This is a genomic window from Pantoea sp. X-Soil-ISGK-275 (assembly GCF_059730795.1).
Map to the genome: position 1 here is coordinate 145,165 of NZ_AP035978.1, position 17,864 is coordinate 163,028.

General features: G+C 53.3%; 18 protein-coding genes and 1 pseudogene. 6 read left to right on the top strand and 13 right to left on the bottom strand.

What is annotated here, in order from left to right:
* Positions 1 to 209: 209 nt before the first annotated feature.
* The 6 genes from AC6I8A_RS24235 to AC6I8A_RS24260 form a co-directional block, all read right to left on the bottom strand.
* A complete protein-coding gene (locus tag AC6I8A_RS24235) occupies positions 210 to 587 on the bottom strand; it encodes a DUF1380 family protein (protein WP_497819466.1) in 378 nt (125 codons plus the stop codon).
* Between the two features lie 43 nt (positions 588 to 630).
* Positions 631 to 1,065 carry an antirestriction protein gene (locus AC6I8A_RS24240; RefSeq protein ID WP_497819467.1) on the bottom strand — a complete coding sequence of 145 codons (435 nt, stop codon included), beginning with the start codon at positions 1,063 to 1,065 and terminating at the stop codon, positions 631 to 633.
* Positions 1,066 to 1,521: 456 nt separating this feature from the next.
* Positions 1,522 to 1,755, bottom strand: a complete 234-nt coding sequence (locus AC6I8A_RS24245; protein WP_222235264.1) for a hypothetical protein — start codon at positions 1,753 to 1,755, stop codon at positions 1,522 to 1,524.
* A gap of 13 nt (positions 1,756 to 1,768) precedes the next feature.
* Complete coding sequence (locus tag AC6I8A_RS24250) at positions 1,769 to 2,413, bottom strand: DNA methyltransferase (RefSeq protein ID WP_497819468.1); 645 nt, start codon at positions 2,411 to 2,413, stop codon at positions 1,769 to 1,771.
* A 320-nt stretch (positions 2,414 to 2,733) separates the two neighbouring features.
* Complete coding sequence (locus AC6I8A_RS24255; RefSeq protein ID WP_497819469.1) at positions 2,734 to 2,979, bottom strand: hypothetical protein; 246 nt, start codon at positions 2,977 to 2,979, stop codon at positions 2,734 to 2,736.
* A 36-nt stretch (positions 2,980 to 3,015) separates the two neighbouring features.
* Complete coding sequence (locus AC6I8A_RS24260; protein ID WP_497819470.1) at positions 3,016 to 3,945, bottom strand: DUF1281 domain-containing protein; 930 nt, start codon at positions 3,943 to 3,945, stop codon at positions 3,016 to 3,018.
* A gap of 390 nt (positions 3,946 to 4,335) precedes the next feature.
* Here AC6I8A_RS24260 and AC6I8A_RS24265 point away from each other — a divergent pair, with 390 nt between their 5' ends.
* On the top strand, positions 4,336 to 4,614 hold the full coding sequence (locus AC6I8A_RS24265) for a helix-turn-helix domain-containing protein (RefSeq protein ID WP_497819471.1): 279 nt from the start codon (positions 4,336 to 4,338) through the stop codon (positions 4,612 to 4,614).
* A gap of 101 nt (positions 4,615 to 4,715) precedes the next feature.
* Here AC6I8A_RS24265 and AC6I8A_RS24270 read toward each other — a convergent pair whose 3' ends face one another.
* Positions 4,716 to 4,967: a hypothetical protein gene (locus tag AC6I8A_RS24270; RefSeq protein WP_497819472.1), complete on the bottom strand. Its 252-nt coding sequence runs from the start codon at positions 4,965 to 4,967 to the stop codon at positions 4,716 to 4,718.
* Between the two features lie 163 nt (positions 4,968 to 5,130).
* Complete coding sequence (locus tag AC6I8A_RS24275) at positions 5,131 to 5,367, bottom strand: hypothetical protein (RefSeq protein ID WP_206098197.1); 237 nt, start codon at positions 5,365 to 5,367, stop codon at positions 5,131 to 5,133.
* Between the two features lie 504 nt (positions 5,368 to 5,871).
* Between AC6I8A_RS24275 and AC6I8A_RS24280 the strand changes: the two are divergent.
* Positions 5,872 to 6,300 (top strand): annotated as a pseudogene (locus AC6I8A_RS24280) (GFA family protein).
* Between the two features lie 87 nt (positions 6,301 to 6,387).
* Here AC6I8A_RS24280 and AC6I8A_RS24285 read toward each other — a convergent pair.
* A complete protein-coding gene (locus tag AC6I8A_RS24285) occupies positions 6,388 to 6,639 on the bottom strand; it encodes a hypothetical protein (protein WP_497819473.1) in 252 nt (83 codons plus the stop codon).
* 259 nt (positions 6,640 to 6,898) lie between these two features.
* Between AC6I8A_RS24285 and AC6I8A_RS24290 the strand changes: the two genes are divergently transcribed.
* Complete coding sequence (locus AC6I8A_RS24290; RefSeq protein WP_497819474.1) at positions 6,899 to 7,441, top strand: 3'-5' exonuclease; 543 nt, start codon at positions 6,899 to 6,901, stop codon at positions 7,439 to 7,441.
* A gap of 13 nt (positions 7,442 to 7,454) precedes the next feature.
* Here the strand turns inward: AC6I8A_RS24290 and AC6I8A_RS24295 are convergent, their stop codons facing one another.
* Genes AC6I8A_RS24295 through AC6I8A_RS24310 form a run of 4 tightly spaced genes read right to left on the bottom strand, consistent with a single transcriptional unit; the run spans position 7,455 to position 12,133 of the window.
* Entirely contained in the window at positions 7,455 to 7,952 is a 498-nt protein-coding gene (locus tag AC6I8A_RS24295; RefSeq protein ID WP_497819475.1) for a Mov34/MPN/PAD-1 family protein, read from the bottom strand.
* A complete protein-coding gene (locus AC6I8A_RS24300; RefSeq protein WP_497819476.1) occupies positions 7,949 to 9,712 on the bottom strand; it encodes a HesA/MoeB/ThiF family protein in 1,764 nt (587 codons plus the stop codon). Before AC6I8A_RS24300 ends, AC6I8A_RS24295 begins: the two co-directional genes overlap by 4 nt.
* A 1-nt stretch (position 9,713) precedes the next feature.
* A complete protein-coding gene (locus tag AC6I8A_RS24305) occupies positions 9,714 to 10,961 on the bottom strand; it encodes a nucleotidyltransferase domain-containing protein (RefSeq protein ID WP_497819477.1) in 1,248 nt (415 codons plus the stop codon).
* Entirely contained in the window at positions 10,958 to 12,133 is a 1,176-nt protein-coding gene (locus AC6I8A_RS24310) for an HNH endonuclease (protein ID WP_497819478.1), read from the bottom strand. The genes AC6I8A_RS24305 and AC6I8A_RS24310 overlap by 4 nt, the downstream gene beginning before the upstream one ends.
* 393 nt (positions 12,134 to 12,526) lie before the next feature.
* Here AC6I8A_RS24310 and AC6I8A_RS24315 point away from each other — a divergent pair, with 393 nt between their 5' ends.
* The 3 genes from AC6I8A_RS24315 to umuC all read left to right on the top strand — a co-directional run bounded on the left by AC6I8A_RS24315 (position 12,527) and on the right by umuC (position 16,962).
* Positions 12,527 to 14,695 carry a hypothetical protein gene (locus AC6I8A_RS24315; protein WP_497819479.1) on the top strand — a complete coding sequence of 723 codons (2,169 nt, stop codon included), beginning with the start codon at positions 12,527 to 12,529 and terminating at the stop codon, positions 14,693 to 14,695.
* Positions 14,696 to 15,229: 534 nt separating this feature from the next.
* Positions 15,230 to 15,679 (top strand): translesion error-prone DNA polymerase V autoproteolytic subunit, encoded by a 450-nt coding sequence (umuD, locus tag AC6I8A_RS24320; RefSeq protein WP_497819480.1) that lies wholly within the window; start codon positions 15,230 to 15,232, stop codon positions 15,677 to 15,679.
* Between the two features lie 8 nt (positions 15,680 to 15,687).
* Positions 15,688 to 16,962: a translesion error-prone DNA polymerase V subunit UmuC gene (gene umuC / locus AC6I8A_RS24325; RefSeq protein WP_497819485.1), complete on the top strand. Its 1,275-nt coding sequence runs from the start codon at positions 15,688 to 15,690 to the stop codon at positions 16,960 to 16,962.
* The last annotated feature ends 902 nt before the right edge of the window (positions 16,963 to 17,864 follow it).

A 17,864-nucleotide genomic window follows, 5' to 3' on the forward strand; every position in this document is an offset into this window, starting at 1 on the left:
TCGCGATCACTCACTCTTTAAAAACGAAAGTTAAAATCATTGAATTCAATAACTTTCTGCATAGTTTCGTCAGATTTCTGTTGGCTTCTATATCTCTGTGTCCACGCCTTATTTCTGTTTTCAGCAGCACGGGAAGCGGCGCCGCCCTCAGGCGGCTGGGGTTTTCACGCGCCCGGATGTGGCACAGGGCTTCCCTGCCCTGCCACGCGCTACCCGCGCATGGCATCCTGTGCCTGATGGATAGCCTCCTCAGCGTCCGTACCCTCGCCCGTTTCGCCAGCCTTTCCGGCCAGCTCCAGCAGTACCTTCAGGCTCGCGGCCGGCAGGGTGACGTGCCGCGCTGCCTGCCTGTCGCGGCGAACCTGACACGCCAGCTCACGCACGGTATCCCGGCCTATCCCGTAGCGCCGGTGATCATCAAGCTCGCCGATCTCATCCAGCACCGCGTGCGCCTCCTCCTCCGTCAGTGCCATTGAATCCGCAGAATCCTGAACGTCCTCCTCCGTCCATACCAGGATGGTGAACGGAGTGCCCGGCTGAAAGGTCTCCAGCAGCCAGGCGCAGATTTCATTTACGTTACCGTGCATCGTGTTATCTCCTTGGGGGCGGCTCTGCCGCCCCTGTCAGTGTTCAGTCAAGCGCGCGAAAAATGGCGGCGGCTTCGGGATGAGTTTCTGCCCAGACCATCAGCTGGCGGTGGCGGCGGCAAAACAGCGCACACAGCTCCTCCTCGTCGTGCCGGTCATACATCCAGCTGCGGTGGTTGAGAACCAGCGCGGTGATGATGATCCCCGCCGCGTCAGCGGAGACCTCTGCCACAGACCAGTTTTCGGGATTCTCAAACCGCCAGGTGCCATCCGGTGGGATCATGTATCCACCGCCCTGCTCCAGGTGAACAAAAGTCCACTCACCGCCGTTGTAGTTCGTCAGATAGCGCGCGGCGTACAGATAGACGTTGTTTTCGGCGCGCATAAAATCATCGCCAAACAGAGTAGGCAGAAAGCGCAGCTTTACGAAGCCGTCCAGAAAACGCGCCGCTTGAGGCGCGTGCAGTGCTGTGTTCATAAGAAACCTCCGCAGGTAAAGGGGATACAGTTCCGGCCTGTGCCGTGCCTGAATGACAGCCCGACGGACAGCGGCGTGATCAAGAGCGACGACGAGGCCGCAGCGCAAGCGAACGGAGGCGTGATTACGCACGGCGGCGACGCGAAGCATGAGCGGAGACGCGACGGGAGTAAGCGCGCAGGAGTGAGTGCGAACGGGGGAGGAGGAGAGCCTGCGGCTCTTGAACACGCCGCCGTCGGGCTAAAGTGAAGGCACGGCACTGGCCGCAGACCGCACGGACGTTTATTCCCGCACGCCGCCGGCGTGCATAAACGGCAGAGCTCGCGACATCCTTTTTGTCTTGTCCACATCCGGGGTGCATATCCGCCCCGGAACCCTGTGGATACATTTGTGCGGGCCAGGCAACGGGGGGAATATCCGGGGGCGGTTGCTTTTTAACCGCCCCACAGAATCCCGTCACCTGCGCAGACAGCCCCGCAGCTGCTCCGCGCGGCGGCCTGCATCCCTCAGGGAATCGCAGATATCGTCAATTGCCAGCAGCGTCAGTCGCACCGCGGGGGCGTCGCTGTCCCGCGGCCAGCGCTGGCGCATCGCGTGGATCCGCAGGAAAAGCTCGGTCAGAGTCTCGTCGATATCGGCCACGTCGTCAGCCAGACGATCGGCCGCGTGTTGTTCTGTCAGATTAAGCATTTATCGGTCTCCGTTATGCCGCGCGCGCGGCGCGATGTGCGTAAAGGCGGCGCAGGCCGGCGGCGTGGTACTCCTCCAGGAGCTCGATGCCAATCCAGCGGCGGCCGCACTCCTGTGCGGCAACGAAGGTTGAACCGCTGCCCGCAAACGGGTCCAGTACGATCGCGCCGGGCTGGGTGAAGGTTTCAATCAGCGGCCGCAGCACGCTCACCGGTTTTTCAGTCGGATGATGGCGGTTGCCGGTGTACTGCCAGGGCATGACGTCAGGAAGCGGCTTTGCCGGCAGCTGCGGGCGGCCTTTGGCCAGGAGGTACGCGCTCTCGTGCTGGTAACCGACGAACGCCGACTTAGAGGCGTAGGGTTTGGTAAAGACCAGGTGGCCGACGACGCGAAAACCCGCGGCTTTCCACGCCTGCATAAAAATGTCCACGCGGTTCCAGCCGTAGAAGCTCACCGCCAGGCTGTTGTCCTTAAGCACCCGGTACATTTGCTGGCTTGCCGGCAGCACCCACTCGCTGTTTACATCATTCGCTATCGAGCGGCCTGAACGATCCTTAAAGCCGACCAGGTACGGCGGATCGGTGAGGATGAAATCAATGCTCTTGTCCGGAAAGCCGCCCATAACCTGTACGCTGTCGCCGTGCATGAATCGAGACATAGTGATGCTCCTGTGTATGAAGGGGCACCGGTAGTGGTGCCGTGACCTCCACACAGACGGGCGATAAGCAGAGCAAACAAGGGCGGACGCGGAAGCCGCACGCGCCGCCGGAGCGGACTGAATGTCCCGCGCACGGCGGGGAACGGGTGAGCAGGACGGCGCCAGCTTACCTTGTTTGCGAAGCAGCCCGGCTACCGTGAGGGCACGGCACTTCATACCCGCCGTTTTCCGGCCGCAGGACGGGATACGGCATGAAGGTGGAGCGCAGCGACGTCTCTCTCCTTTCCGTAAAGAGCGCCGCCCGCGGGCGGCCGCCTTAGTTACTTCAGCAACCTGCGCGCCAGCACCGTGTCGGCACAGTGGCGCAGGAAAAACCAGCTGAGGCTGTTCTCAGCGTCGAGCGTGTTGTCAGCGAGCGCTAAGGTGGCCATCACTTCCTCCGGCGTGAGCTCCGGGGCCACGTCTTCTAAGTCGTCAGCTATCCAGAAGTGACCCACGCAGGGCGTGTCGGGGGCAAACCTCTGCAGATGCTCGATCAGTTTTTCAATGGTCAGGGATGCATTCATTTTCTGTCCGGCGGGCCTGCGCCCGCCGCCTCCTGTTCAGCCGCCGTAGCTGGCCACGTTGTCAATGATCCATGCCGGGCCCGTCACCTCACTGAACCCGAACTCGTCTTCCTCATCGCCCCACTCCAGCGAGTCGCAGCACTCCCCGGTCTGACAGCCCGCTTCATAAACAGCCCATCCGCAGTAGCTGCTGCCGGACTCGGCATACCAGTGCTCAACGGTGACGCCGTAACGCTCGCTCAGCGCTGACAGCACGTCCGGCGAGGGAGGCGACCAGGGCGTATCAAAATCAGCGTCAAAAGTGATGAGCCCGGAGTGCGACACGTCAAGATTGTGCGCGTGTGGCCACTTTGTGCCGCAGCGCTCAACTACGTCGCTAAACCCGTCCGGCACACCGTGGAGCAGGCGTCCGTTATATCCGTTTATCTCCGCGTCAAGACGCGGCGGGATCAGCTGCAGCATGTCGAACGGAAGTGCCTGCAGCGGCAGCGCGTCTTCGCGGCACTGGCAGTCCCACGACTCGCTGAGGCCGTTATTACCCCGCATCCAGTACCAGTCACCGTGCTTTATCTGCCACAGCCCGGCGATCACCGTCTGCTGCTCTGCAGAGAGCGATGACCACGTCATGCGCTGCAGACCGCTGGCCAGCCACAGTTCGTGCAGCTTGTTGCAGATTTCTGGCGTCAGTTCTGCGCCGTCACGCAGATGCGCCACCCACTGTGTAAAAGCACGGTTCTGCGGAGTATCGTTTCCTGTCACCTTCACCAGAGCGGGATACGGGGCATAGTCCGTCGCTTCCACCGGACGCAGCAGCCCGGCACAGCCCGCCAGAAAGATCTGGATCCCTTCTGCAGCCGCCCGCGCGTAAAGCGGAACGCCCTCCCCGCCTTCAATCAGCGTCAGCGCATTTTTTACGTGATATTCCGGGCCTGAAACCCGCAGCCTGTTGGCACACCAGTTTGGCATGTTGACTCCTCCGTTAAGGGTTGCACGGCACCATCTGCACCGTGCCGCCACGGAAGCCGGGCGCAAAGCGGAGCAGGCAACGGGCGAGGGAGGAAGCCGCACGCGCCGCCGGAGCGGACTGAATGTCCCGCGTACGGCGGGGAACGGGTGACGACAGACCCCTTGCCGGCGCAGCGGCCCGGCTAAGGTGAAGGCACGGTGCAGGCCCGATGGCACAGAGGGAGCTTGCATGGTATTTTTAGGAACGGGCGCCGGCCTTTGCAGCGCTGTGGCGTCACGCATGTGGGAGAAGAGAGTGAATCGCGGATGATTAATAACTTCTAAAAAAAGTGCAGTTTCTGCACTTTTTTATAGATAATAAAACGAGACAGATGGGCAAGGAGAAGGAATATGACGGGCTGGCAACTGAGGCTCTGGCGCCGGAGCCTGCTCTGGAGCCGTGACAGGGCTGCCGAAGAGCTTGGGGTAAGCCTTCGCACGTACAAAGACTACGAGAACGCAGAACGTGTAAAGCGATCGGTGGCGATGGCCACTGTTACGCTGTCGCTTATCAACGTTATACCAGCGCTGAAATCCGATCAGCTCAGCAAAGACCTCCTGCTGCAGATGCTTCAGAAAATGACGGCCGAGGTCTCAGGAAAAGAAACTGGAAACGATTTTGGCAGGTGAGCGGGTAACGATGCTGTTGCATTAAGCCGACAAGGCGGACTTAGGTCAGGCGAATGTCCGCTATGAGCGATCTGCGGACCTTGCAATAATTAATGATCTCCTTACTTGATGCCATAATTAGCAGGTAGAGACCTGACGTAGTCTGCAATTTCTCCATTATAAAGAGCCGAAATACTTTCAAAGACATCCGCTATATCTTTTCGGTTAACTTCATCAAGGGACTGAAAAGTTCCTGCAATACTCTCTTGCATCTCAATGGCTATATCAGGATTAATTAAAGTTTCCTCGGTAAATTCGAGTGCGATAGCTATATCAGCTATGACTTTCACTAATTGTATAGATTGTGATGACATATGAACCTCTTCTTATATTTCGACTGGATTCCTGCGCATCAACTTAACATGAGTTAGCAACGTCCGCTCTTGGCACGAAGCTGCCCCTTAAGACGACAGGTAGGGGCAGTTGTGATCGAAAAGCAGACGTTGATATGTAAGCAGCACAGCACTATGTGGCTGTTTATTGTTCTGACACTACTGGTGGGAGAGATGTTCTTGCCTTTGAAATCAATTCTTCAATTACTTCCAGAGGAATGTTCTCTTCGTAACAGGTCAAAAAGAATTCGTGAGTAATATCAGAAAAGAAGATCTCTGCAACTTGCCGCAAAGGAGATGTCTCGCTGACGGATAACTCCAAGTACATGCCATCACGTAATACATCGCTTCCACGCCTCATTTCATATTTTATCTCAGACACAAGAGAGTTCCTTTTTTTTACGACAACTATGAAGAGGTTTCGCCTAAAGTAAGATCAAAAAAATTGGTGTTAGAACATAGCCAGATAACCTTCTGGTCACAGAATCTTACACTATACGAGCAGTTTTACAGATAATCCTGAAATTGTCTTAACACGTCAACTTCCGCTCCTGTCAAGAAGCTAGCTCATAGTAACTGGCTTAGTCAGATATGAGCGCAGGCTGTGTGAAAACTGTTTTGGTCGCTTAATCTGCGTAAAACAGGGTTTAAAGCAGCGCTCATACGTAAAATTTGGCTCAGCTAACCTGTCAATTAATTCCAGATTTTGCGTAGATGCACGCACTTTAGTTTTAGGTCAGAGTTTTCACACAGCCTGAGCGATGAGCGTATGTTTAGACCGACTGTTAGCTGACTTTGAGTTGCCGAAAAAGAGCGATCCTATTCATTACTAAAAAGATGGTAATGTTTCATAAAATCTCTTAGACCTTGCAGGAATGGTTTTGAAATGAATGGATCTTGTTTGTGTGGAACAATTGAATTTGAACTTACTTATAAACCAGCAGTTTTTTATCGTTGTCATTGCTCGCTTTGCAGAAAGCAGAGCGGCGTGGGTTACAATCTCGCCACACTAGTCAAAGACAGTGAGTTTCGCTGAATTAAAGGAGAAAACTGCATTGCTTCATGGTCTAAGCCAACGGGGTACCGTACCGATTTTTGCAATGTATGTGGCTCAACTGTGCCTAACAGTCTGCGAGACGTACCTTATGTCTGGGTTCCTGTTGGTTTAATTGACGAACCTCTTGAAATGGAATGTGTAGGAGACTTCTGCACAGATGATGCAATGCCTAGGGATGAAGCGCGCTCACCTAGTGACCATGCTGGACCTGTGGAGTCGCTAGCCTCGCTTTTAAAGTACCTGAAACTCAATTCCTGAGCGTCAGCACTTGGCACTCAGGTGACATAGGAGATGTGACAGGTAGCAATGAGCGAACAGCGGACCTCGCAATAATTATTTATCTCCTTACTTAATTCCATAATTAGCAGGTAGAGACCTGACGTATTTTTCAATCTCTTCATTGTAAAGAGCCGAGATACTTTCAAAAATGTCCGCTATATCTTTTCGATTAACTTCATCAAGGGACTGAAGAGTTCCTGCAATGCTTTCCTGCATCTCAATGGCTACATCAGGATTAATGAGGTTCTCGTCGGTAAATTCAAGTGCGATAGCTATATCAGCAATGGCTTTTACTAATTGTATAGATTGTGATGACATATGAACCTCTTCTTCTTTTTTTGACTGAATCACTGCGCATCAACTTAACATGAAGTTAGCAATGTCCGCTCCTGGCACAAAGCGGACTGACTTGGATGCAAGGTCCGCTATGAGCGAACAGCGGAAGTTCGCATATGGTTTTAGTCTGATGAAGGCATTACTTAAAGAAAGGGTGGTGTGGTAGATACATACCACCGGTAATAGCGTATCGTTTTCTTTTACAAACCGAATAGCAGTGCTCTCAATCGCAGGAGTGATTATGAATGCTAGCGAGATTTTCGTTTCAGTCGATATTGAAACATCCGGCCCGGTTCCGGGATTATTTAGTCTGCTTTCCATTGGGGCCTGTCTGGTGCATGCGCCCGACGTGCGTTTTTATGCCGAGTTGAAGCCTGACTGCACTGGCTTAGATCCTGAGGCGCTGGCAGTGACGGGATTTAACCTTCAGGCACTGGCTACCACCGGCATAGCCCCCGCGGACGCCATGCTTCAGTTATCCACCTGGCTCACATCCCACCTTCAACCGAGCCAGAAGCCGGTCTTTACGGGACTGAATGCCCCCTTTGACTGGTCATTCATCAATTACTACTTCCATAAATATACGGGGAACAACCCATTTGGCTTCAGTGCATTAGATATTAAAGCTTACTTTATGGGGGCAACAGGCTGTACGTGGTCTGAGACCAAATCATCAATGATGACACAGCGTTTATCTGCCAAAGGAAGATCCAGCCATAATGCTCTGGATGATGCATTATTTCAGGCAGAGCTTTTTGCGTTGATGCAAAATAAAGGGTCTTGATGAATTGGGTCCGTTAAGGCCGTGACAAGGATACTGTATACACTGCCTCCTGATACCTGCCCTCCCGAAATATCCAGGCTTTAATGCCTGTGGTCGATGGTGACGTGCCGACAATCACCGCCACGGGATGGGGAAGATCACGTGCATTTTGCCTCGCGAATCGCGCAAAACTGGCAATGTCAGTCCCTGAGATGTGAGGAATTGCCTGCGGATGCGTATGCCAGTATCCAACCAAGCGCAATCCCTTCCTGTTTGCGTTCTCGATTTCAGTGCGGCAGCGATCGCTGTTCAGTTCGAGCCACGTTCTGCCAGCGCGGTCCGCAGGATGTGGCGCTGAAGCATGACACAGTACAATGCCACCGGGATGGGCGGGATCGACAAACAGCTGCCCGCCTCGCTCATTTTCTCCCTGTGACTGCCGGTAGTGACCGAACATCTCAGAGACCTGCCGCCCAACCTGCATCTCCGCATTCATATCCGGCCAGGCCCAGCGCCATGCTATTTCATTCATGCGTTTTGCCCGGGTTTCGGCCAGTTACGTTCAAAAACACTCTGGACAACTCCTTCAGGAAGTACAGGTCCCGTATAGCGTCCCCCCAACACTCCGGCCTCATCAGGGCGATACACACTGGAATGCCATTGAGTGACATCCCCTACAGTCGTCAGGTAACGTATTGCGGCCTGAGTGACCATTGTTGCAACACCATTCATTCCCGCCGAGCCTCCCGGTATAAAACTTTCACCACAGGCAGGAAGAGGCACAACGCCTCCATCCGGCCAGTCGGTAAACCGGTGCCTGAAGTCACCTCTATCGCTAAAAAGATATCTTGCATCAAAGCGGCCTTCAGGTGCGATCAGTGCATGCCCGACAAGTGTATGCGGTTCACTCCAGGCCTGTATCAGCCCCCATTTCGCTCCGGAGGCTTTCTTTTCCCAAAGGGCAGACTCTGATTCCCAGTCAGCTGTCGTGATAATAACCAGATCAACATCCTCGAAAATATCGGGTTTTTGACCAATAACCCATTCGATGTATGTATCCAGCGCGGTGACATCAAGCACAGGCAGATCCTGAAGCAGACGATGGCGCATGGCCTGAGACTTAAATTTGCCTAAATCCTCAGCACCCAGCATATGCCGCCCCAGATTGGGTGACTCCAGCCTGTCAGGATCGATAAGAGTCAGCCTGCCCAGACCGGCCTTGGCGAGTTGAATACTCACAGCAGATCCCAGCGACCCTACACCGACAAAGACAACATGCGAGTTCTCAAGTGTTTTTGCTGTGTTACTTCGATCCCGTGAAAAAAATGCCCCACGATCAATAATGTTCACACGCGATGACAGAATACTGGCCGGAGGTCCTTCTTTCTTTAACCCGGACTGACGGCGTGAGGATCTCAGGCCGTAAAAATGTGTACGATCTGTTTCCTTCTTTCTGGTGCACAGGTTAACAGTAAATCTTGCCGCCCCGTCCCCACCCGGTAATGCCATGACAACCCATCGGGAAAGTAAAGCACTACTCTTTTCTGACCATTCAGACATCACGGCCAGGGATTCTTCAGAAATATGGGGAGCAAGCCATTCGAGAAACTCGTGAGGTTCAGACACCTTAATGCCAGGGAAAGACGTCAGTTTGACAAAGAAACCTGCTTCATGGGGGCTTCTTATCACAACCGAACGGCCAGTGGCACGTCTGAAATGCTGGCGGATAGCGTTCTTGTCAGACGAAACCCATACCGGGTTGAGACCAGTATGTCCGGTATACCTCGGATCGCTTACAACATACAAAACTGAACCCGATTCAGGCTCCCCCAGAAGAATCAGGTTACGTGCCGATCGTTTAAGCTGCCAGAGCCAGTAAGTGGAAATTTCATTCTGAAACTCCGTCTCCCGCCGTGCAGGATCTGCGTTTTCCAGAGAAAAAGACACAATGCTCGCAAAACGGGACAAGCTGTCCTGAACAATTTTCTCAGGCGAGCCCGTAACGGGCTTTTCCCTGAATCCATGGAGACACAACCCGGACGCCATGGCATGGGGCCAGACTAACCACGGTGAAGGTTCGACCTGAAGGCTAGGGGATTCAGACGGGAAACCGTTGGGAAAACCAATCCGTAGTCTTCGCTCAAGGCCGGTGTAATCAACGGGTAAAGGAAAATCAAAGGCGGCCGCCTCACCGACCCGCAGTTCAGCGGGCCTGAGAAGAGCCGAAGCATTGTCCGCGCCCAGACAGTCTTTAAGGGCGGAAATGCCGCGTTGTATCATCTCATCCTTCATATCAGCCGAGTCGCCCGACAGGTGCAACATTTGCCTGAGACTGATTACTGCTGACTGAACTCCCGAATAGAGATCCCATTGCGACAGAGTTCCGTGTCACACCGTCTTGCCGCCCGGGCATCGTCCAGTTTGCCGGAATGCTTTCGTTAACTTCGCGAACGAATGTCGTACCAATACCGAACTGCTCCTGGACCGCCTTCGCAAAGGTTTCTGTCGACGCGTGGCTGTCGAGCCCCAGCGTCAGCGCCGAGCGGGCACTCGCATGCCATTTATTAAAGGCATCAACGTATTTATAACCTTCATCCGGACGATTCCATTTTTCCGCAAAATTCTCGCCGTTATCTTCAGGATTGCAGACGTAATACTCATTATTGTAACGGTGAATATGGTCAGGCATCCTGTTCACGATTTCCAGGATAGCCTGAAGCGGGGTGAAGGCGGTATATTCTGACTGCGCGACAACATCCAGATAAGCGTGAGTCGCAAGCGTGGTGATAACTGCCGAAATAGGCCGGTATCCTTCATTTTTCGTCCTGATCGCCCATTCATCCCTGTGCCTTTTCATCAGTTTAATGCTCGCACGTAACGGATCGTCTTTTTGATATTCTTTATATTCAGGCAGCGGGGCCTGGGTCGCAGAGTCCATTGCTGCACGACTTTTATTAAACTCAACAACATGTTCAAGCATGATGTCCTGCTTTGACGCATCATGCAGCCAGTCTGCATAAGGAATGGGACTACTTGCCTTCCAGCCGTACTCCCTGTCGGGTACTTCGAGCATGCCCAGTCCGTCGCTTTGCTCATTATTATGGCAGGGACGTGCAGGTGTGACATCAATGTGGAAACCTGGATTTTCATCGGCGTAAACAATCCTGACACCGCGACGAAGTTGTTGAATATCCTCCTGAACCCTACTGCCCTCCTGGAAACGACGTTCAATGACCTCTAATACAGTCCGGGCATCGATCCCTCTGGCATGGGGTAACCAGACAATCGCATCTGCATCAATTGTCCCGAGATCTGCTGGCGCCCCAGGCACCGGGTTAATCGTTGTCTGAAGACGCATAGAACCTTGGGGAAAAATATGGGCATCCGCCAGCAGGGGATCATCGGCAGCAGAAAGAATTTTTTCCAGCTGAGAGTAGCGAGCATCAATAACGCTGTACTGTGCTACTGATAACGAAATTTTTCGGGCTGCACGGAGAAGAAAATACTCCCAGCTGCGGTGTTTAGTCTGTTCGTTACTCATGGACGTTGCTCCTCTGTACATCCGATGCTAAGCATGGGGCGAAACTGGTTTGCGTTATTTTTGTCACGGTCAAAGATGATGTAGGGATGCTGATGCTGGGTCGTCAGCAAAGCCCCAAATTCAATGGCAAGCGCAGCAGGCACCGCGGCAAAAACATGAATGGCCTGGGTCGTGGTGGCTTCTAACTGACTGAGCAGCTTCTGCAGCTCATCTCTGAACGCATGGATGACCCTGCGGTTTGTCACCATGGCGTAGCTGGGTGCAGGTACAGTGAATTCTACAATCCGGGCACCCGGCAGTGCGGCGGTAACATCGCCTCGCGGTACCGTTGCGGAAAGAGACAGCACCAGAGCAACTGGCCCCTCACCTTGCGGAAGTTCAGAAGAGATAAACGCCGGCGGCAGGGCATCTGTATCCGGCCAGCGCAATATATGTTCCCTGTTAAATGAATACTGAAAGCGTTTATAGCGGTCGCCAATGGTCTGGCCGAGGAAAAACAACGCCGGAATATCCGCAAGCCCAACCATGGCCAGAGCCGGCTTATCGCCAAATTGCCCCCCGCGGCGGGCAAGCCCGGCCTCGAGTTTTTCAGTGATTAAATCCTTAATCGCCTGCCAGTAACCCGCATCCCTTCCCCGTGAACTGGGCTCAGGGAACACAACCGTAACCGGATGGCACTGTGCCGTCAGCCCTTCTGCAGACATTGCGGTAAGAAGGGCCTGCGCAGGAATTGCAACCAGAGTCTGATGATGCTGGCTTTGAATGATAACCGGTATGGCGCGTTCCTCCCCGGGCGTGGAAGCCGCTAGGCGAATTCTGGTCAGGCAGGCAGAGTGAAGTCCGCTAAGATCGTCTTCGGGATAATTATCGCCGTCACGATCAACCCGGTCATGGCATCCCGGACACAGTAGCATAAGATTCTCGCTGTCATTCGTCAGTGCCAGGGCCTCTTCTTCGCTGTGTGTGGCGTTTCCCCTGGGGCCTTTCGGGCTGGCAGGAAGAATATGGGCCACTTCTCCCCATTTCATCGGCGTACCGATACGAAAATCATGGGTCAGATCGGTTCCGCAGAGTTCACAATGACCCGCTGCACGGATCCAGACCAGAATTTTCACTTCAGGGCTAGTGTTAAAACGCCCACTCGAATCATCCGCCTTTTTTTTCGCATTCACGTAAGGGTACTCCTGAAAAGGAAAAACCATTAGCACGGAAAATAATGAAATAGGTACTGTTCATCTTTTTTTCAATACGCAACCGCGAAAAATATAACTCGCGAAACAAAATACGGAGCGGACCGCCTATAGCGCTGCCAGGTCTGCATTGAGCGAAGAGCAGAAGTCCGTAGTTGAGTCACCATGAAACTTGCTAACAATGCCGTGTGTCAACCAACTGGGAACAGGTCAACCATGGTTTGGCTAAAGTGGATCGGTAATATGCAAATTTATTTAGGTAGAAGTAATAAAAAGATCTCCGGAATTCTATAATGTCTGTTCTTGTCTAAGGGCGGTTCCTTGAACCGCCTGCGATTTGTCTACGGTAGACAGATTGAGAATCTGCAGACCACCATGGCGAAGGTCGTCGGTGCCAGCTACGGGGAAAGGGAGATCATCTTGTTCGTAAATATTGACTTCGACAATCAATCGGCAGTTGCCAGTATTTCGTTGGAAGGTTGGGCGCAGCCGCTTGTCGAATTCCTCGCACTGTATTTTACCATCCACAAAGACATGCTTCGTTTGGACTACTCCCACCTATCAACTGAGAACCTCAGGTTTACGGATACGAGTTGGCCATATAATTCGCAAACTGAGCGTGAGCACTTTACGGCCGAATTCGTGGCTGCGGCACAGCAGGGGCAGATAGCGCTGACCTTAAAAATTCTCGGACACGGAACCACGGGGATCGAGAAGTCGTCCTCTATCTTGGACCCAAATTCTTACCAGCGCGCTCAGGATATCTTCTGGGATGGCATACTTAATGGCGATCCCCCGGGCTTACGTGAAATCATTGTGGCGGAAATCGAGCCACGTGCGATTTGGGTTAAATGGTTGCTCGCTAACCGTTCATATTCTCGGAATAAATATTTGGACGATCAGCAGATCATGAAGGCGTTGGTGGTCAATACGTCCGAGGAAGATTGCATCTATGTTCTTCAACTAGTCGACCCTCATCAGGGGGCGAATGCTTGGGCTTTCGAACAACTGGTCCAGCAGTATTGGCATCGTGTACGCGACTACTTGGAAAAAAATATCGACATGACGTCGGACTATTCAAACCGCGGAATACTTGAGTTCGTCTCCTCTCTATTTGCGCATTCGCCGACAGTGCAGACATCCCGGTGGGCTTGCGAACAGGTTTTTGAACGAGCAGATCCGTCAGTCTTTCCTGAGCTAATCCAACATTGCCGCGCGATATTGCCGGAGGATGTACGTAATCTGTTCCTGCGCTGGAACATCCGTTCGAAGAAAGAGAAGAAAGACAATATCAAGGATTGCGTTGCCAAGGCCTTCTCTAGGCTTACTACATTGTCCGTGGACACTATACCCTCGGACCTCGCACTTGCAGCGGCTTGGTACGGGTTTGGAGACCCAGCGCGGTCTAGTCAGCAAAGCGTCGTTGCCAGCCTCAGAGAATTGCCATCCCCGGCGTGGGATCGAGAAACGCTGTGGACCCAACTGGGCCCAGCCGCCCGCGAGGCCTGGCGGCAGGATCTGTTCGATCAGGTGAATGAGGAACCTGAGTTAGCCCAGGGGCTCCTCAATTTTGCCTGCCTTTGGCTCGAGCAGACGGCATTCGCCGAAGTCGAGCCAGTGCTTTTGCGATTGATGGATGACGAGGAGCATCTGGCGTTTGCGAATCGGCTTGTTGGCACTCATGTACGGCAACTACAACTGAGGGGCAAGGGACTACTACGGTCCAAGCAAGGGGCACTGGATCTGGAGGGGCCAGTTGGCCGGGGCGAGGGTGCTACTGCGTTGCCTAGCGTAGGAGCCCAAACTTGGCTGAGCGACCCTTCCGTGGAGCGCGTCATCCATAGGGCGCTTAGCCAGATTGAGGAAGCATTTTGTCGCGAATATTCGGAGACCTGGGGAGAGGACGAGGAGGTCCATACGGCGCGCCTCCTGGCTTTGACAAAGGAGGCGATCGGCAACGCGAGCAGCCAGTTGCGCCAACTCTCGGTTACGACGCGGGCGACGTATCCGAGCCTGACAGTGAAGGTGCGTCAACCCAGCAAGCGAGAGGAAGGGGCAAACACACCAGCCGGGGCTCCGCTGGGGGCAGACGTGCTGTTCCTGAGCCGTATCGTGGACAAGGGGGAAACAGTGGTCCAGCGTGCGACCCTTATGCAGGTGAAAAAGCGCAAAGGCACTAATTCGGGACGGGCCTTCAGTTCGACGGTAGGCATCGACCTGAAGCAGTGCGAGGACATACTCAAGCAGTCAGAACACGCCTACTATCTATTCACGACTCCTGCCTCGCCTCGCCCGGTTCTCTGGGTTGCCACAGCGCGGCTTGTCAGAAATTTGACCCAATTGCACACGAGCAAATCCACGGTTTTGGCGATGCAGGTGCGCGACGCTAGCTGTTCCTACGCGGATTTTTTTCTGCACGAGCTTGTTGGCCTGTGGGCTGGCGACGAGCATGAGGACATCATCGCCGTCGCCAACGGAGATCCTCGGCTTGGGCGAACACCTCGCCACATTGTTGAAATCGAGGTTCGCCGCCAATCTGATTAATGCTTCGGGGAGAAATTCATGCTCCAACTATAGGGCAGGATCGTCTACCGAGGCGGGGCAGTCCGATCTAATTGACCTACACCCCGTTGATTACCACAGATTGTTCTCATTAACGTCCGCTCCTGGCACTTAACGGACATCTTATGCCTGTACTCTCTACTTCAAAAAAATCAGGCTGGCATGTCATGCGGAGACTTCTTTCTGATGCCTCAATACGTCATTAAGCCGCCAGATTTCACTCCAGACCACTGTTACCCAGCTGGCGCCGTAATAGTTGAATTCACTTAGCTCCGTTCAGCTCAGTAAAGACTTGATGCTTCAGAAACTAACGTCCTAAGTCTCAGGAAAATAAAACTGGTCGCCATTCAGGCAGATGAGCGGCTTAACGTCGCTCATTCAGCTAAGGGGACTTGCCAGAAAAATCCGCCTCAATAATACTGTATATAAAAACAGTATCAATTTGAGGAGGATTTTTATGCGCGACATACAGACAGCAATTGCCTTACCGCCGGATCATCTGCAGAGGGCTGCTCTATGAAACAGGCAGCATGTTCTTCGGATCTCACTGTGCTCTGGCCACCCATCTTTACGCCCAGAGTCCGCGTGCCGCTCTACGCGGAGCCCTGCGCGGCCGGCTTCCCCTCCCCTGCACAGGATTACGTCGAAAAAGAGCTCGACCTCAACGAGCTCTGCATTCGCCGGCGCGCGTCGACGTTTTTCGTGCGCGCCAGCGGCAACAGCATGCAGGATCTCGGCCTGTTTGATGGCGACGTCATGGTGGTTGACCGGGCAGAAGAGGCCGCGCACCACGACATCGTCATCGCGGAGGTAGACGGCGAGTTCACGGTCAAGCGCCTGCAGCTGCAGCCGTGCCTTGCCCTGCTGCCCATGAATCCGGCCTACCCCATCATCTATCCGGAGGAGCTGCAGCTGCTTGGCGTGGTCACATGGTTTTTCAACAGTACCCGCGCACGCCGGAGGTAACCATGCCTATGTTTGGAATAGCCGACGCGAACAAGTTTTATGCCAGCTGCGAGGCGCTGTTTAGGCCGGACCTGCGCGGCAAACCCGTGGTTGTGTTGAGTAATAACGATGGCTGCGTAATCGCAAGATCGGTCGGAGCAATCGCCATGGGTATCAAAATGGGTATGCCGTGGTTTCAGCTTAAATCTCAGGAATATCCTGAGAAAGTTCACGTATTTTCAAGCAACTACGCCCTATATCACTCGCTTTCGCAGCGCATTATGACAGCGCTGGAAGAAATGACGCCCCGGGTTGAACAGTATTCCATTGATGAAATGTTCCTCGATTTAACCGGCATCGATGGCTGCGAGGACTTTGAGCATTTCGGGCGGCGCCTGCGCGCGCACGTACTGGCCACAACCGGCCTGACCGTGGGCGTCGGCATGGGGCCGACCAAAACTCTGGCGAAATCTGCGCAGTGGGCCAGCAAGGAGTGGAAGCAGTTCCGCGGCGTGCTTGCGCTGACGCCCGGCAATCCTAAAAGAACCGAAACCCTTCTCCTGAATCAGCCCGTAGAGGAAATCTGGGGCGTGGGGCGTCGCATCGGCAAGCGCCTTAACCTGATGGGTATTGAAAATGCTCTGCAGCTGGCGCGAGCGCACCCTGCCCTCATCCGCAAAAATTTCAGCGTTGTGCTTGAGCGAACCGTGCGCGAACTCAACGGCGAATCATGCATACCCCTCGAGGAGATGCCGCCGGCGAAACAGCAGATCGTCTCCAGTCGCTCTTTCGGCGAACGCATCACCACAAAGGTGGCCATGCAGGAGGCGCTTTGCCAGTACGCCACGCGCGCAGCCGAGAAGCTCAGGAAAGAGCGTCAGTTCTGCCGGCACGTTGGCGTATTTATCCGGACCTCGCCGCACGCGAAAGATGAGGTGTTCTACGGCAACAGCGCTGGTGAGAAGCTCCCGAGCCCGACGCAGGATACGCGTGACGTCATTGAGGTGGCCATGCGCTCGCTGGACCGCATCTGGCTGGAAGGTCGCCGTTATATGACGGCAGGCATCATGCTTGATGACTTCACGCCGCATGGCGTCAGCCAGCTGAACCTGTTCGATGAAGATCAGCCGAGAAAAAACAGCGCGCAGCTGATGAAGGTGCTGGACGGTATTAACCAGTCCGGGCTGGGAAACCTGTGGTTTGCGCGTCAGGGAGTGAACAACGAGTGGAAAATGAAACGGGAGCTGCTTTCCCCAGCATGGACCACAAATTGGAAAGATATCCCTGTGGCATTTGTCAGATAAGGTCTGTCGAACAAATCCGGATAAGAAGCCGATCGTTATCAGCGCTGCCCATGATGAGCGGCGAATAAGCAGTCTCGATTACTTTGGCCGGACCTCCGTGCTTTTTTCACAGTAGACCACTGTTAGCCAGCACATCATTATTCACAAAGGCCATCGCGCCGATCGTCACGTTATTACAAATGATTATTCTCCCAGATTCATCCTCAGCGTTTTTTTACCCAATCGCCATATTCTCACGCAGTTTGAGGCTACGCCCGATGACAGTTTTTGCTCTGACGACAATCTCGACGTAATGGTTCACTTTCATTTCCAGACTGACAGAAGCCTCAAGACTGATGTCAGTGCCGTAATGTCTAATTAGCTTGAGGTTGAAACGGAGCGCTCTTTTCTGCGTACGCAGAAAAGGCAGCATATGTGTATAAATGGCCACTTGCCATAAGAAGTAATAATTGTTCTTTAAGCCTAAAAGCACCCGGTGGATGACTTTGAACAAGGTTAAATATTCAATTTCTCAGTGGGTCAAGACTTCGCCTTAGGAAGTAACACCAAGTGGCGTCAGTTAGCTAAGGCTGTTTAAGGATAGGTAGGCCAAAGCAAGCTGCGAGAAGCTAATTGAAATTCTTGACGACATTAACCAATCTGGCGCGAAAACGTATGGTTTGTGAAGCAGGTCGTTAATACATAATGGAATATTAAATGAGAAAATTTTTCAACGGCATGAACTGCTAACTGGAAGAATATACCAGTAGCGAAAGTATGTTGATGATGAGTAAAAACAAATTTGATTATCAAACGAAGACCACCCTCACGTCATCAATGACGTTGAAATTATGGGAATTTCAGATTGAAATATCACAGTATTTAACAGTAAATACAATGACTTAAAAATATTTTTACCGGGG

Excerpts from the sequence above, each read along its gene's own strand:
- AC6I8A_RS24235 (WP_497819466.1), bottom strand. The coding sequence starts at position 587 with ATGCACGGTAACGTAAATGAAATCTGCGCCTGGCTGCTGGAGACCTTT.
- AC6I8A_RS24240 (WP_497819467.1), bottom strand. The coding sequence starts at position 1,065 with ATGAACACAGCACTGCACGCGCCTCAAGCGGCGCGTTTTCTGGACGGC.
- AC6I8A_RS24245 (WP_222235264.1), bottom strand. The coding sequence starts at position 1,755 with ATGCTTAATCTGACAGAACAACACGCGGCCGATCGTCTGGCTGACGAC.
- AC6I8A_RS24250 (WP_497819468.1), bottom strand. The coding sequence starts at position 2,413 with ATGTCTCGATTCATGCACGGCGACAGCGTACAGGTTATGGGCGGCTTT.
- AC6I8A_RS24255 (WP_497819469.1), bottom strand. The coding sequence starts at position 2,979 with ATGAATGCATCCCTGACCATTGAAAAACTGATCGAGCATCTGCAGAGG.
- AC6I8A_RS24260 (WP_497819470.1), bottom strand. The coding sequence starts at position 3,945 with ATGCCAAACTGGTGTGCCAACAGGCTGCGGGTTTCAGGCCCGGAATAT.
- AC6I8A_RS24265 (WP_497819471.1), top strand. The coding sequence starts at position 4,336 with ATGACGGGCTGGCAACTGAGGCTCTGGCGCCGGAGCCTGCTCTGGAGC.
- AC6I8A_RS24270 (WP_497819472.1), bottom strand. The coding sequence starts at position 4,967 with ATGTCATCACAATCTATACAATTAGTGAAAGTCATAGCTGATATAGCT.
- AC6I8A_RS24285 (WP_497819473.1), bottom strand. The coding sequence starts at position 6,639 with ATGTCATCACAATCTATACAATTAGTAAAAGCCATTGCTGATATAGCT.
- AC6I8A_RS24290 (WP_497819474.1), top strand. The coding sequence starts at position 6,899 with ATGAATGCTAGCGAGATTTTCGTTTCAGTCGATATTGAAACATCCGGC.
- AC6I8A_RS24295 (WP_497819475.1), bottom strand. The coding sequence starts at position 7,952 with ATGAATGAAATAGCATGGCGCTGGGCCTGGCCGGATATGAATGCGGAG.
- AC6I8A_RS24300 (WP_497819476.1), bottom strand. The coding sequence starts at position 9,712 with ATGAAGGATGAGATGATACAACGCGGCATTTCCGCCCTTAAAGACTGT.
- AC6I8A_RS24305 (WP_497819477.1), bottom strand. The coding sequence starts at position 10,961 with ATGAGTAACGAACAGACTAAACACCGCAGCTGGGAGTATTTTCTTCTC.
- AC6I8A_RS24315 (WP_497819479.1), top strand. The coding sequence starts at position 12,527 with ATGGCGAAGGTCGTCGGTGCCAGCTACGGGGAAAGGGAGATCATCTTG.
- umuD (WP_497819480.1), top strand. The coding sequence starts at position 15,230 with ATGAAACAGGCAGCATGTTCTTCGGATCTCACTGTGCTCTGGCCACCC.
- umuC (WP_497819485.1), top strand. The coding sequence starts at position 15,688 with ATGTTTGGAATAGCCGACGCGAACAAGTTTTATGCCAGCTGCGAGGCG.